General features: G+C 65.3%; 18 protein-coding genes. 15 read left to right on the top strand and 3 right to left on the bottom strand.

What is annotated here, in order from left to right; translation table 11 throughout:
- Window positions 1–161: 161 nt before the first annotated feature.
- The 6 genes from BMX92_RS16045 (at window position 162) to BMX92_RS16025 (ending at window position 5,436) form a co-directional block, all read left to right on the top strand.
- Window positions 162–2,048 (top strand): hypothetical protein, encoded by a 1,887-nt coding sequence (locus BMX92_RS16045; RefSeq protein WP_093018280.1) that lies wholly within the window; start codon window positions 162–164, stop codon window positions 2,046–2,048.
- Window positions 2,049–2,274: 226 nt separating this feature from the next.
- Entirely contained in the window at window positions 2,275–2,907 is a 633-nt protein-coding gene (locus tag BMX92_RS16040; RefSeq protein ID WP_093018279.1) for an NAD(P)H-dependent oxidoreductase, read from the top strand.
- A 75-nt stretch (window positions 2,908–2,982) separates the two neighbouring features.
- On the top strand, window positions 2,983–3,321 hold the full coding sequence (locus BMX92_RS16035) for a hypothetical protein (protein WP_093018278.1): 339 nt from the start codon (window positions 2,983–2,985) through the stop codon (window positions 3,319–3,321).
- Window positions 3,322–3,482: 161 nt separating this feature from the next.
- On the top strand, window positions 3,483–3,647 hold the full coding sequence (locus BMX92_RS27405; protein WP_177185088.1) for a hypothetical protein: 165 nt from the start codon (window positions 3,483–3,485) through the stop codon (window positions 3,645–3,647).
- Between the two features lie 58 nt (window positions 3,648–3,705).
- Window positions 3,706–4,197 (top strand): GNAT family N-acetyltransferase, encoded by a 492-nt coding sequence (locus tag BMX92_RS16030; RefSeq protein ID WP_256213467.1) that lies wholly within the window; start codon window positions 3,706–3,708, stop codon window positions 4,195–4,197.
- Window positions 4,198–4,311: 114 nt separating this feature from the next.
- Window positions 4,312–5,436, top strand: coding sequence for a phage portal protein (locus BMX92_RS16025; RefSeq protein WP_093018274.1), 1,125 nt, complete (start codon window positions 4,312–4,314; stop codon window positions 5,434–5,436).
- Between the two features lie 93 nt (window positions 5,437–5,529).
- Here BMX92_RS16025 and BMX92_RS27400 read toward each other — a convergent pair whose 3' ends face one another.
- Window positions 5,530–5,703, bottom strand: a complete 174-nt coding sequence (locus BMX92_RS27400) for a hypothetical protein (protein ID WP_177185086.1) — start codon at window positions 5,701–5,703, stop codon at window positions 5,530–5,532.
- A 46-nt stretch (window positions 5,704–5,749) separates the two neighbouring features.
- On the opposite strand from BMX92_RS27400, the gene BMX92_RS16020 reads away from it, so the two are divergent.
- Window positions 5,750–6,058 carry a DUF6127 family protein gene (locus BMX92_RS16020; protein ID WP_093018389.1) on the top strand — a complete coding sequence of 103 codons (309 nt, stop codon included), beginning with the start codon at window positions 5,750–5,752 and terminating at the stop codon, window positions 6,056–6,058.
- A 178-nt stretch (window positions 6,059–6,236) separates the two neighbouring features.
- Window positions 6,237–6,641, top strand: coding sequence for an HK97 family phage prohead protease (locus tag BMX92_RS16015; RefSeq protein WP_093018272.1), 405 nt, complete (start codon window positions 6,237–6,239; stop codon window positions 6,639–6,641).
- 113 nt (window positions 6,642–6,754) lie between these two features.
- Here the strand turns inward: BMX92_RS16015 and BMX92_RS16010 are convergent, their stop codons facing one another.
- A complete protein-coding gene (locus tag BMX92_RS16010) occupies window positions 6,755–7,423 on the bottom strand; it encodes a phytanoyl-CoA dioxygenase family protein (protein WP_093018270.1) in 669 nt (222 codons plus the stop codon).
- A 297-nt stretch (window positions 7,424–7,720) separates the two neighbouring features.
- On the opposite strand from BMX92_RS16010, the gene BMX92_RS16005 reads away from it, so the two are divergent.
- The 7 genes from BMX92_RS16005 (at window position 7,721) to BMX92_RS15980 (ending at window position 12,329) form a co-directional block, all read left to right on the top strand.
- Window positions 7,721–8,836, top strand: coding sequence for a phage major capsid protein (locus BMX92_RS16005; RefSeq protein ID WP_093018387.1), 1,116 nt, complete (start codon window positions 7,721–7,723; stop codon window positions 8,834–8,836).
- A gap of 148 nt (window positions 8,837–8,984) precedes the next feature.
- Window positions 8,985–10,793, top strand: coding sequence for a tail fiber domain-containing protein (locus BMX92_RS16000; RefSeq protein WP_143066806.1), 1,809 nt, complete (start codon window positions 8,985–8,987; stop codon window positions 10,791–10,793).
- Window positions 10,783–10,950, top strand: coding sequence for a hypothetical protein (locus tag BMX92_RS27395; protein WP_177185085.1), 168 nt, complete (start codon window positions 10,783–10,785; stop codon window positions 10,948–10,950). Before BMX92_RS16000 ends, BMX92_RS27395 begins: the two co-directional genes overlap by 11 nt.
- Window positions 10,947–11,225, top strand: coding sequence for a phage fiber-tail adaptor protein (locus tag BMX92_RS15995; RefSeq protein ID WP_093018266.1), 279 nt, complete (start codon window positions 10,947–10,949; stop codon window positions 11,223–11,225). Before BMX92_RS27395 ends, BMX92_RS15995 begins: the two co-directional genes overlap by 4 nt.
- Window positions 11,225–11,749, top strand: a complete 525-nt coding sequence (locus tag BMX92_RS15990) for a head-tail connector protein (RefSeq protein WP_093018264.1) — start codon at window positions 11,225–11,227, stop codon at window positions 11,747–11,749. Before BMX92_RS15995 ends, BMX92_RS15990 begins: the two co-directional genes overlap by 1 nt.
- Window positions 11,746–11,934, top strand: a complete 189-nt coding sequence (locus BMX92_RS15985; RefSeq protein ID WP_177185084.1) for a hypothetical protein — start codon at window positions 11,746–11,748, stop codon at window positions 11,932–11,934. The genes BMX92_RS15990 and BMX92_RS15985 overlap by 4 nt, the downstream gene beginning before the upstream one ends.
- Window positions 11,931–12,329 carry a tail completion protein gp17 gene (locus tag BMX92_RS15980; RefSeq protein ID WP_093018260.1) on the top strand — a complete coding sequence of 133 codons (399 nt, stop codon included), beginning with the start codon at window positions 11,931–11,933 and terminating at the stop codon, window positions 12,327–12,329. Before BMX92_RS15985 ends, BMX92_RS15980 begins: the two co-directional genes overlap by 4 nt.
- A gap of 88 nt (window positions 12,330–12,417) precedes the next feature.
- Here the strand turns inward: BMX92_RS15980 and BMX92_RS15975 are convergent, their stop codons facing one another.
- Window positions 12,418–12,741, bottom strand: coding sequence for a hypothetical protein (locus BMX92_RS15975; RefSeq protein WP_093018258.1), 324 nt, complete (start codon window positions 12,739–12,741; stop codon window positions 12,418–12,420).
- Window positions 12,742–12,756 lie beyond the last annotated feature (15 nt).

Here is a 12,756-nt window from a genome sequence, read left to right as displayed (position 1 = left end):
GCGATCCTTCATTTCATTTTTCATGTGCTGCGAGTGTCGGGCTGAAGTGTGTCTGATGTCTAATCATGAAACATGTGAATTCTTTATAATATTCAAGGAGATGTGATTTCTAGATTTGTAAAAATATGAATTAATATTCAGTTATATGCGGGGTGTATATTATGGCGGATAATTACATATCTCTTGATGACATTGCATTTGGTGCCGTGGCGAATGATGATACTTTCGATAATAAGACGGCAATCGAGGCCTGGCTGGCGGCGGCGATTTCGGCGGGACTGACCGCATATTGCCCGCCCGGGAAATTTTACACTTCGCCTGTGCTGGTGAGCGGTATCGCGAAGCCGGTGCGCGTCGAGGGCGCGCCTGGTGCCTGGATTGTGGGCATGGCTGACGGCGAGAATGCTGAAGGCGAGCCGGTTATCAACCCCAACGCAGTCATTCGTCTGGATGGTGGCTCCACGCGGCCTTCCCTGCACTGGTCCGGTCTTTCAATTGATAATAGTGACCGAAACTATGCCGCTGCGGAAGCAAGCGGAACTGCGTTGAACATCGTGCGGTTCGACACCTGGTTTGTCGGATATTCGAAGTTCTGGGGCGATAATTCCTATTATAAGATGGAAAAGTCCGATAGTGGCCTGGTCGTTAATTCATGCGGGCCGGGTGCTGCCGCCTTTTGCGATGTTCAGGGGCAGGCTGACAAAGCCTTCTATTTCACCGGCGGTTCGTCCAGTGGTTCGCAGGACGATTATGGCGACTGGAAAATCCTGTTCTGTTCGATCCGCCATTGCAACACGGCCGGCAGCACGACGCGCCAGTCCCGACGCTTCATCGTGATGGGCAATACCGTTGAAGATTGTCGGCAGGGCTTTGGCCGTACCGAGGCCGGTGACGTATCGCCCGGCCGCGAAATGATTCTGTCCAACAACACTTTGACTCGTGTCGGCGACCGTGCCGTGCGCCTGAACATGGAAGGCGGGGATGTCGTGACGGGCAACATCATCACCGACTGGGGTTGGCGCTATCGCTGGGATAAAGAGGCGGCAAGCGCGATCTTCGAGCTAAATGACAGCCTGCATGCGATGCGTCTGGAAGGTGCGTCCTATGCGAAGGTCATCGGCAACACGCTCCGTATGAAGGACTGGACCGCGACTGACGGACATCGAGGGATCGACATTCGTCAGATGGAAATACCGCCAAGTGCCAAGGTCACGGCTGATCTTGACGGAAATACTTTGACAGTGGATTCAGTCACGAGTGGGGTATTGGTGATTGGACACAAGCTAACAGGGACAGGCATTCCGGTGGGAACCACGATCACCGGGGGCAGCGGTGATTTCTGGACGTTGAGCAACACCGTTGTAGCGGGAAATGATATCGAGGTTACGGCGAGGGGCACGACATTCTATCCCGCCGTTGGAAATATCGTGAAGGATAACAGCTTCGAGATGGCGAACGGCATCCATCTCTATGAAAATCTTGGTTCGCAGAAAACCTATACGGATAATCTCTATTCGGGCGGCGCAATACCTGTTTCCGGCAACGCGGACTCGGAATCCCGGCATGTGATAAAAGCGCTGGACGACACCACGCCCCGTACCATGATAGGCAATACCTATCTGGATGGCACGTTCATGCCCGTCATGGGCGCAACTGGTTCAGGCGTGACCTTTGAGCAGGTCACGCAGGTAGGCGAATATGAGCGTATCGGAAATCTCAGTTATTTTACGTTGGAAATTACGGCTACGCCCACTTTTGCCGCAACCCTGACCCATGGTGAAGTGCGGATCAGTGGACTGAATTATCTGGATACGGTGGGCTATGGCGATGGACATGGGCCTGTCGAGGTTCTGACGGTCGCAGGTATCACCTATCCCACGAACGGATATGGCCTGACGGCATCGGTGCCGAGTGGCCAATCCTATATCCGATTGCGATGGGATGGCCCCGTAAACCGATATTTGCAGACCAGTGATCTGATCAGCGGTCAGGCGATCCGGTTCAAGATCACGCTGATGATGAAATCTCCCAGTATTCATGCCGACTGATCTTCGGGCTGCCCGTCAATTCTGTTGAGGGCGGCCTGAGCGAGGAGGGCGCTGTGGGTCAGATGGCGCGGCGCCCCCCTCAACAATGGCTTCGATGATGAGGTCGTTTCCCATAGCGGTGAACATAAGGTTTCAAACCAAGACCTTTATTTCTCCGTGCACGCCTCTACATCACAGCGTCATCGGCCGGTTCTATCTCCGGCGGGCGTTGTTTTGAGGAGTTTGCATGCTGATCGACCGGTTGAACTGGCGCTATGCCACCAAGAAGATGAACCCGGACAAGCGGGTGCCCGAAGACAAGATCGAGCGCATCCTGGAGGCGGTGCGGCTGGCGCCGACGTCGAGCGGGTTGCAGCAGTTCGAGGTGATCGTCGTCACCAACAAGGCTGTTCGCGAGCAGATCAAGGCGATCGCCTGGAACCAGGAACAGGTGACGGATGCGTCGCATCTGATCGTCTTTGCCGCGTGGGACAATTATACGCCTGAGCGGATCAACCATATGTTCGATCTGGTCAATGACGAGCGCGGGTTCCGCAACGAGGGCTGGGAAGCCTATCGGCAGATGCTGCTGGGGACCTATCCGCAGCGCGATGCGCAGACCAATTTCGAACATGCCGCGCGGCAGGCCTATGTGGGGCTGGGCATCGCGCTGACCGCCGCCGCTTTCGAGGAAGTGGATGCGACGCCGATGGAAGGCTTCGATCCCGCCGCGCTGGACGCGATACTGGATTTGCGGGCGCGGGGGCTGCGGTCGGTGGCGATCATGCCGCTGGGCTATCGCGCGGACGAGGGCGACTGGTTGCTGGGCCTGAAGAAGGTGCGGCGGCCGATCGACGAGTTTGTTTCGCGGATCGATTGAGGGTTGCCGGGCCCTCTGCCGGGGAACTGGCGGGCGGCCTTGATCGTTCTCCTGCCGTAATCAGGAGTATGTGACATGAATATGGTGAAGCTGATGGCGGTGGCTGTTGGCGTGAGCGTGATCGCGACGCCGGTGATGGCCGCCAGTCTGAACAGCAAGGATCGCGCGCGGGTGGCCCGCGCGGCGCCGCGCGATCGGGACGATGTGCGCTACTGCCTGCTCAAGGGCAAGCAGGGGCGCGACAAGGGCACGGTGATCGGTGCGGCTGGTGGGGCTGGCGTGGGCGCGCTGGCGGGCGGGAGCCTGGGCGAGACATTGCTGGCGGGCGCCGCGGGCGCGGTGGCCGGGCGCGTGATCGGCAAGAGCGAGGGTACGAATTCTGTGTGCGATCGGGTGCTGGCGCGGAATCGGTGATTGATTCGGCCGCAAGCGTTCTGCCGGTATGGCTGACGCCGTTATATAACGGCGTCAGCCATACCGGCAGAACGCTTGGCGTCAAGTGGGAAAATTGCTATCTGGATGACGCTTAAGCGAATAGGCTTAATTGACGTTCTGATAGTGGAAAGGAGGCAGCAATGGCAATCGTTCGGAAAGATCGTTTCGCGGCATCCAAGCCATTATCTGAGAAAGGTACGTCGCTGGCATTCCGTGTCGGTGCAAAAGCTCATGCAAAGCGCGGCGGGTTGACCCCCGGGCTTCGCAAGCTGATGGCGATTTATAGCGCTAAGGTCGCTCATTAAGTCAAGCGGAGACACAGCGACGGAAGAGCCTGTATTTTTCCGTCGCCATTGCACAGATGTGCGTACTCTGTCCTTTTGCTGCGGTGTCGCTGAGATCGATAAATGGTTTCGTTCGAAATCATTGAAGGATCATGATCGGCGTAAACATATCGTGACATGCGCGCATGATGCCGGTGCAGATACGCAGCCGATTGGGTTTTATGCCCTGTCGACGGTGATTGAGGAAGCGCGGTTGCTGGCGGGCGCTCCGTACATTCCGTTTTTCGGCAATCCCCGATATTTTCCGTGCCTCAGCATGGTTTATCTGGCGGTCGCGCAGGACAGGCAAAGGCAAGGCGTGGGATCGACCATGATGGTCAAGGTCATTCTGGACTTTGCCGACTATGGCGAGCAGATCGGTTTGCCGCTGTTGATATTGACGCCGTTGAACCGGGCAGTGGCTGACTTTTACGAAGGGCTGGGCTTCGAGCGCTATCGAAGTGGGGCAGGCATGTTTCTGCCTTTGCAAACAGCCATCGACATGCGGGATCAGTTGCGCGCGGCGGAATGAGCGCGTGCCGACCTTGAGGCCGCTGTCTTTCATGTTTCGGTAGGCGGCCCTGCCGCTGGTTTTCATCATCCTCTCCCCTGACGGGGAGGGGATTTTTTATGGGCGGGTGGTTTCATGAAATGGTTCGGGACGAAGGCGGCCGCATCGCAGGATGCGCGGCCGGTGTTGGCGCGTGCCTGGGGATCGGGGGCGGTGGCGCTGGGGGAGTGGCCGGCATCCTATGAGGCGCAGTTGCGCGCGGGGGTGATGGGCAATCCGGTGGCGCAGCGGGCGATGCGGCTGGTGTCCGAAGGCGCGGGGGCCTGTGCGATCAAGGTGCGCGGGGTGGATGAGGACGCGGCCGTCATGGCGCTGGTCGGGCGGGCGTCTGCGGGGCAGGGGCTGGTGGAGACTTTGGCCTGTCATCTGCTGCTGCATGGCAATGGCTATGTGCAGGTGATGGCGGGGGCGGATGGGCGGCCTGCCGAACTGTTCGCGCTGCGGCCCGAGCGGGTCAGTGTCGAGGCGGATGCGCGGGGGTGGCCGGCGGCGTACCTGTATCGCGTGGGGGAGAGCGTGACGCGGCTGTCGCCGGAGGATGGCGCGGGGCGGACCAGCTTGCTGCATCTGAAGGCGCTGCATCCGCTGGACGATCATTATGGGCTGGGCTGTGTCGGCGCGGCGGCGGGGGCGGTGGCGATCCACAATGTAGCGAGCGTGTGGAACAAGGCGCTGCTGGACAATGCGGCGCGGCCTTCCGGCGCGATGGTCTATGAACCGGGCGATGGATCGGTGCTGTCCCCTGAGCAGTTCGAGCGGGTGAAGCGCGAGATGGAGGCGGCCTTTGCGGGGGCGGCCAATGCGGGGCGGCCGATGCTGCTGGAGGGGGGGCTCAGCTGGAAAGCGATGAGCCTGACCCCGGCGGAGATGGATTTCGTGGGGCTGAAGAGCGCGGCGGCGCGGGAGATCGCGCTGGCTTTCGGGGTGCCGCCGATGCTGATGGGGCTGCCGGGCGACAATAGCTACGCCAATTATCGCGAGGCGAACAAGGCGCTGTGGCGGCAGGCGATTTTGCCTTTGGTGGGCAAGATTTGCACGGGGCTGTCGCAGGGGTTGCAGCCCTGGTGGCCGGGCGTGGCGATCGAGCCCGATCTGGATGCGGTGCCGGCGCTGGCGGATGAGCGCGCGGCGCTGTGGGAGCGGGTGGCGGCGGCGGACTTCCTGTCGGGGGACGAGAAGAGGGCGATGCTGGGATTATAAGGGGTTCGCGCAGAGGCGCAGAGGGCGCGGAGCAGCCAGGGAGAATGGGCCGCCTTTTGGGCGGCTTTTTCTTGTCTGCGATTTTCGCGCTTTTCAGTCCGGGGCGCGGGCGGGGAGGGAATCGAGGCGGCAGAAATGGCCGTCCCAATTCCATGTGCCGCCCTGCGTCAGGCAATCGCCGGCGCGGAACAGGTCGAAATGCCAGGCGAGGGCGCCGATCGCGGCGAGGATAAGGACGATCAGGACTTTGCGGGGTGTGCGCTTCATGGCGCTCCAGATAGGAGCAGAGCAGGCGGATGGGAAGGAGCGGGCGATGAAAGAGGAGATGCTGGCGCGGCTGGTGGCGCAGGCGGACGGGCAGGTGCTGGATCTGGTGACGATCCGCGCGCTGATCGAGGAGGCGAGCGAGCTGGGCGCGGGGCGGGCGCTGGCGCGGCTGGGGCTGGCGGACCGGCGCGCGGAGGGCGATGTGCGGGAATTGCGCGAATTGCTGTCCGCCTGGCGCGACGCGAAGAAGGCGGCGCGCGGGGCGGTGATCGGCTGGATCGTGCGGATCGGCATGGCGCTGTTGCTGCTGGGGATTGCGGTGAAGGTCGGCCTTGTCGGGTTGGTGAAGGGATGAGCGGGAAGGGGGCAATTTCGTTCGCGCAGAGGCGCCGAGGACGCTGAGATTGTGTTCGCGCGGAGGCGCGGGGACGCGGAGAAGATAAGGGAGAATGGGCCGCCTTTGGTGGTTTTTTTCTCTGCGCACTCTGCGCACTGTGCGCCTCTGCGCGAACCATGGCGAGTTGGAGGGAAGAATGGACAGCGATCTGCGCTTTGCCGGCTATGCGGCGATTTTCGATCGGGTGGACCGGGGCGGGGATGTGGTGCGGGCGGGGGCTTTTGGCGCCGTGGACGCGGTGGGCGTGCCTTTGCTGTGGCAGCATGGGCCGGGCAGCGTCATCGGCGTGGTCGAGACGGCGCGGGAAGATGCGCGCGGGCTGCGGGTGATCGGCCGGGTGTCGCGGCGCACGGCGGCCGGGCGGGAGGCTGCGGCGGCGCTGGCTTCGCGCGCGGTGGACGGGCTGTCCTTCGGCTATCGGGTGAAGGCGGCGCGGGGTGCGGGGCCGCGCGAATTGCTGGCGCTGGAACTGGTCGAGGTGAGCGTGGTGACGCATCCGATGCAGCCATTGGCGCGGGTGGTGGCGGTGGAGCAGGGATGATGTCAGTGCCTCCCGGCGATGAATGCCGCAGTCTTCACTGCGACCTTCGATCCCAACGCCCTTAGCAACCGGGAGGACTGGGTAATCCTATATCAAGTCTCGATTCAGACAAACTAAATCCCCAACCATTGCAGCGCGCCCGGTAGCGGGTCGGCGCTATAGTCGAGTTGCAGGACACGGCGGTGGCGGGGGGTGGCGGCGGCGTCGGAGGCGTGGAGGATCGGGGTGGCGTAGAGCCAGATGTCGCCGCGCTGGGCGAGGCAGGCATGGGTGCCGCAGGCGGTGGCGAGGGCGGCGACATCGCCTTCGGGAACGCGGCCGTGGCGGTGGGAGCCGGGGGCGATCAGCAGCGGGGCATTGTCTGCGTCGACCGGGTCGAGATGGATGCGCAGGGTCAGCATGCGGTCGAGCAAGGATTGCGGCGGGGCGACATGCTGGATGCCGGACTTGAGCGTCCAGGGGCCGAAGCCCGGCGTGTCAATGCGCTGCTGCACGGCGATGGTGCGGTCCTGATGCCAGCCGAGCGACCAGTTGATGGCTTCGCTCTTGTCGAAGAAGATCGCGCGGACGGGTTTTGCAGCCTCGCCCAGATGGGCGGCGGGGTGGCGGCCGATTGCGCCGCTGGCGCTGAGCATGTCGGCGAGGGCGGGCAGGCTGGCGAGGCGCTGGCCGGCGCGGTCGGTTGGCAGGATCGCTAGGGCGGCTTCGATGGTGGCGAGCGCTGTTTCGGGGAGCGCGGCGGGGATATGGTGCGCGCCGTGGGGGACGAGGGTGAGAGGCATGATGCTGCTATCCGATGCGGGTGGCGGGGCTGTCCAGTGGGTTCGCGCAGAGGGCGCGGAGGTTTTGTTCGCGCGGAGGCGCGGGGACGCGGAGAAAGAAGAGGGAGATTGGCCGCCTTGGCCGGGTTTTTGCTTGCTCTATGGTTCTGCGGCTTCGTGTGGGCCACCCTCTCATCCAACTTCGTCTAACCGGCTGTGCCGGTAAGACTTCGTATCCTTCTCCCCTGAGGGGAGAAGGTTTGTTTTCTGTTTTGTATGGGCGGTCCGATTGGGCCGCCTTTTTTTGTGGAGACGGGCATGACGGATATGTTGGAGGCGAGCCTGGAGCTGGTGGCGCAGGGGGAGCGGATCGAGGGGCTGGCGGGAGAGATCGCGGCGCTGAAGGGGGCTTTGCTGGCGCAGCAGCGGCCTGCGCTGGATGGCGTCAAGGGCGGCGCCGTCGATCCGGCGCGGGCGCAATTTGTGGAACGCTATCTGCGGCAGGGGTTGGAAGCCGGGGTCGAGCTGAAGAGCTTTTCGGGCGCCAGTGGCGCGGCGGGGGGCTATGCGGTGCCGCGCGAGATCGACCAGCTGATCGACGCGACGCTGAAAAGCGTGTCGCCGATCCGCGGGATCGCCAATGTCGTGCGGACCGGGACGGCGGGCTATCGCAAGCTGGTGACGTCGGGCGGGATCGTGTCGGGCTGGGCCAGCGAGACGGGCGCGCGGGCCGAGACGGGAACGCCGAGCTTCAACGAGATCGTGCCGCCTTCGGGCGAACTGTTCGCCAATCCGGCGGCGTCGCAGGCAATGCTGGACGATGCGCAGTTCGATGTCGAAAGCTGGCTGGCGAGCGAGATCGCCCGCGAATTTGCGGCGGCGGAGGGCGCGGCCTTCGTCAATGGCAATGGGACCAGCAAGCCCAAGGGCTTCCTGACCTATACGACGACCAATGAGGCGGACAGCGTGCGCGCCTTCGGGTCGCTGCAATATGTGGCGTCGGGGGCGGCGGGGGCCTTTGCCGCGTCCAATCCGCAGGACAGGCTCATCGATCTGGTGCAGAGCCTGCGCGCGCCCTACCGGCAGGGGGCGAGCTTCGTCATGAACTCGTCGACGCTGGCGGTGATCCGCAAGATGAAGACGAGCGATGGCGCGTTTCTGTGGCAGCCGTCCATGGCGGCGGGGCAGCCGGCGACTTTGCTGGGCTATCGCGTGGTCGAGGCGGAGGACATGCCCGATATCGCCGCGAACAGCCTGTCGATCGCCTTCGGCAATTTCCAGGCGGGCTATGTCATCGCCGAGCGCCAGGAGACGAGCATCCTGCGCGATCCGTTCAGCAACAAGCCGTTCGTGCATTTTTATGCGGTCAAGCGGATTGGGGGCGGCGTGGCCAATAGCGAGGCGATTAAGCTGATGAAGTTTGCGGCTTCGTGAGGGGGTGAGGGGGCGTTGGTCCCCCCTCATCCAACTTCGTCTAACCGGCTGCGCCGGTAAGACTGCGTATCCTTCTCCCCCATGGGGGAGAAGATTTGGGGGGAGGGGCGTCGGGCTTCTTCCCCCTTTTTTGTTCGAGGGGGTGGGCGTGGCGATTTCGGGGATGGAGATGGCCGACCTGGTGCGGGAGGTCTGTTATGATGGCGGGGATGGGCCGTTGCTGCTGGGCGGGGCGGTGGCGGGCTATCGTGCTTTTGCCGATGTGCTGGGGGCGGGGGCGCGCTTTCCCTATATGATCATGGGCGTGGGCGATCCGACCCAGTGGGAGGCGGGGACCGGCGAACTGGACGAAGCCGGGCGGCTGGTGCGGACGCCGGTCGCGTCTTCGGCCGGGGGCGCGGCGGTGGATTTCGCGCCGCTGGAGAAGAAGGTCGGGCTGGCGCTGCATGCCGGATGGGTGGCGGCGGTCGAGGCGCATGGCCATGGGATGGCGGCGATCGACGGGCTGGCGGCGGCGCTGGACGGCAAGCAGGGGGCGAGCGCCAATCTGACGGCGCTGGCCGGGCAGGCGAGCGCGGCGAACCAGATGAGCTACTGGACCGGGGCGGGCGCAGCCGGGCTGACGGCGCTGAGCGCGCAGGGGCGCAGCCTGATCGGCGCGGGCGATGCGGCGGCGGCGCGGGCGGCGATCGGGCTGGGCGCCCTCGCGACGCAAAGCCCCGGCGCGGTGGCGATCAGCGGCGGGACGATCGGCGGGATCGTGGATCTGGCGGTGGCCGATGGCGGCACCGGGGCGTCGAGCGCCAGCGTGGCGCGGAGCAATCTGGGGCTGGCGATCGGCAGCGACGTGCAGGCCTATGACGCCGATCTGGAGGCGATCGCGGCGCTGGCGACGACCAGTTTCGGCCGGGCGCTGCTGACGCGGGCGGATGCGGCGGGCGTGCGCAGCTATATCGGCGCGGGAACGAGCAGCACGAGCGGCACCGTGACCAGCGTGGCGATGAGCGGCGGGACGACGGGGCTGAGCGTGTCGGGCGGGCCGGTAACGGGCAGCGGGACGCTGACGCTGGGCGGGACGCTGGCGCTGGCGAGCGGAGGCACCGGGGCGACCAGCGCCAGCGGTGCGCGCGGCGCGCTCGGTCTGGGCGACATGGCGGTGCAGGCGGCGTCGGCGGTGGCGATCAGCGGCGGTGTGGTGGCGGGGCTGACCAGCTTGCAGGTGAGCCATCCCTCCTCGACCGCCTTTTCCTATATCGACTCGCTTGCCGGCCAATATGCGCTGCTGCGCTGGCGCAGCGGCACGGCGGGGCGCTGGGACATGGGCAAGACCAATGGCGCCGAAAGCGGGAGCAATGCCGGGTCGGACTTTGCGTTGCGGCGCTTTGCCGATGGCGGAACGGTGCTGGGCACGGCGCTGACCATCCGGCGGGATACGGGCGAGGTTCAGGTGGGCGGCGTGCTGGCGCCGGCGAGCGACAATAGTCTGGCGCTGGGCGGGGCCGCGCTGCGATGGTCGATCGTCTATGCCGGGAGCGGGACGATCAGCACGTCCGATGCGCGCGAGAAGCAGGAGATGGACGGGATCGATCCGGGGTTGATCGAGGCGTGGGGCGAGGTGCGCTGGGTGCGCTATCGATTTCGCGCTGCGGTGGCGGAGAAGGGCGACGCGGCGCGATGGCATGTCGGGCTGGTGGCGCAGCAGGTGCGCGACGCGATCGACGCGCGGATGGGCGATGGCGCGGCGCAGCGCTGGGGATTGCTCTGCCATGATGCGTGGGATGCGCAGGCCGAGGCGCGCGATGACGAGGGCATTGTCGTGCGGCCGGCGCGGGAGGCGGGCGAGCGCTGGGGGCTGCGCTATGAAGAATGTCTGGCGCTGGAGGCGGCGTGGCAGCGGCGCGCGATCGCGGCGCTGGCGGATCGGGTGGCGGCGCTGGAGGCGGGCCATGCAGGGTGAGGCGCTGGGCGCGGGGGTGATCGGCGATCTGGCGGAGAGCGCGGATCGCTGGGCAGGGCCGTGGCGCGGCGGCGTGCGGCCGGGGCAGGGCTGGCGCGTGCCGGGCGAGGCGCGGACGGCACGGGCCGAGGCGGAACGGGGGAGCAGGATAAGATGAGCCTATTATTGAAAGATCCGGATGCTCGGATCGACCATGGCGTCGACTGGTCCGCCTATCTGGCCGGGCAGAGCCTGGTCGCGAGCGGATGGACGGTGGCGCCGGTCGAGACGGGCGGGCTGGTGGTGGAGGCGAGCGCGTTCGAGGCGCAGCGCAGCAGCGTGCGGCTGAGCGGCGGGGTGATCGGCCATGTCTATCGGCTGGTCAATCGCGTCGCCCTGTCCGATGGGCAGGTGGATGAGCGGACGCTGACGATCCGGGTGGAGGAACGCTGATGCTGGTGGAACGGGAAAGCGGGGGGCTGGCGGCGTCGCTGGCGGAACTGAAAGCCTATTTGCGGATCGAGACGGGGGCGGAAGATGCGGTGCTGGCCGGGCTGCTGCGCAGTGCGGCGGCGCTGTGCGAGCAGTTTGTCGGCCAGTGGCTGGTGGCGCGCGAGGCGCGCGAGACGGTGGCGGGCGACGGGCGCTGGCAAAGACTGTCGGCGCGGCCGGTGCTGAGCATCGACAGCCTGACGGCGGCGGATGGCGCGGCCTTGGCGGTGGGGGCCTATGCGATCGATGTGGATGCGGCGGGCGACGGCTGGGTGCGGGCGATGCGGGCGGGGGAGCCGGGGGTGCTGGCGGTGCGCTATCGCGCGGGACTGGCGGGGGAGATGAATGGCCTGCCGGAGGCGTTGCGGCAGGGGATCGTGCGGCTGGCGGCGGACCATTATCTGGCGCGCGGGAATGAGAGCGCGGCGCCGCCGGCGGTGGTGAGCGCGCTGTGGCGGCCGTTCCGGCGGATGCGGCTGGCATGAGGGCGACGCTGGTGCGGCTGGTGGAGGCGCGGGCGGCGGCGCGTCGGGCGGCGATCGTCGCGGCTTTGCGGGACGAGGGTGTCGACGCGCTGGTCGAGGGTGAGGATATCGTGGCGGCCGGGCGGGGGCTGCGCGGGCGATGGCTGCGCGATCTGGCGCTGCGGGAAGCGGGGAGAGGGCGATGAGCGCGGAAGTGGCGGTGCGCGCGGCGGTGATCGCGGCGTTGCGGGCGGATGCGGCGCTGATGGCGCTGGTCAATGGCCTTTATGACGGGGAGCCGGTGCGGGCGGCGGCGCCGTTTGGTTTTGTGGGCGAATGCCTGGGCAGCGACTGGGGCGGCAAGGATGTCGAGGGGCGGGAATTGCGGCTGACCATCGGGCTGGTGGTGGCGGACGAGACGCCGGGGCGGCTGGCGGGGATGATCGCGCGGGTCGATCCGGCGATCGTCGCTGCGGGCGCGGAGCAGGGCTGGCGGATCGTGAGTGCGCGGTTGCTGCGGTCGCGGGTGGCGCGGAGCGGGGCGCAGGGTTGGCGTGGCGTGGTGGATTATCGGATTAGGGCGGTGCGGGAAGCGGCGTAGCGCAGCCTCTCCTCTCAACTGCGGCTAGGCAGCAAGCTGCCAAGCCTTCGTATCTCTCCCCCTGAGAGGGGGAGAGAGGAAGAGGACGTCAGTTCGGGCGGCTGCTTTCTTCATATTCGCCGGTGATCTTGTCGACATATTCGGAGATCTGGTCGTCGGCGTCGCTGCTGGCGGCGGCGTCGGACATTTTGTCGGCCTTGTCCTGGGCGATGATGGCGTTGCGGAAGGCGGCTTCCTTGTCGGCGCAGGCGCTTTTGATCGCGGACTGGAAATCGCCGACGGACAATTTCTTTTCCAGCGCAGGTTGCGTCTGGGCGCTGAGGCATTTGGAAAATTCCTTGCGCCCGGTGCCCACGGCATCGGCGGAAGGCGCGGCGGCAAGCATCATCGCAAGCGAAGCGGCAACAATCATCGGGACCTCTCCATC

Source organism: Sphingobium sp. YR768, assembly GCF_900111125.1.
In the GTDB taxonomy this organism is placed as follows: Bacteria; Pseudomonadota; Alphaproteobacteria; order Sphingomonadales; family Sphingomonadaceae; genus Sphingobium.
Note: the sequence above shows the minus strand (reverse complement) of the source record. Positions and strands in the feature narration are given on the sequence as shown.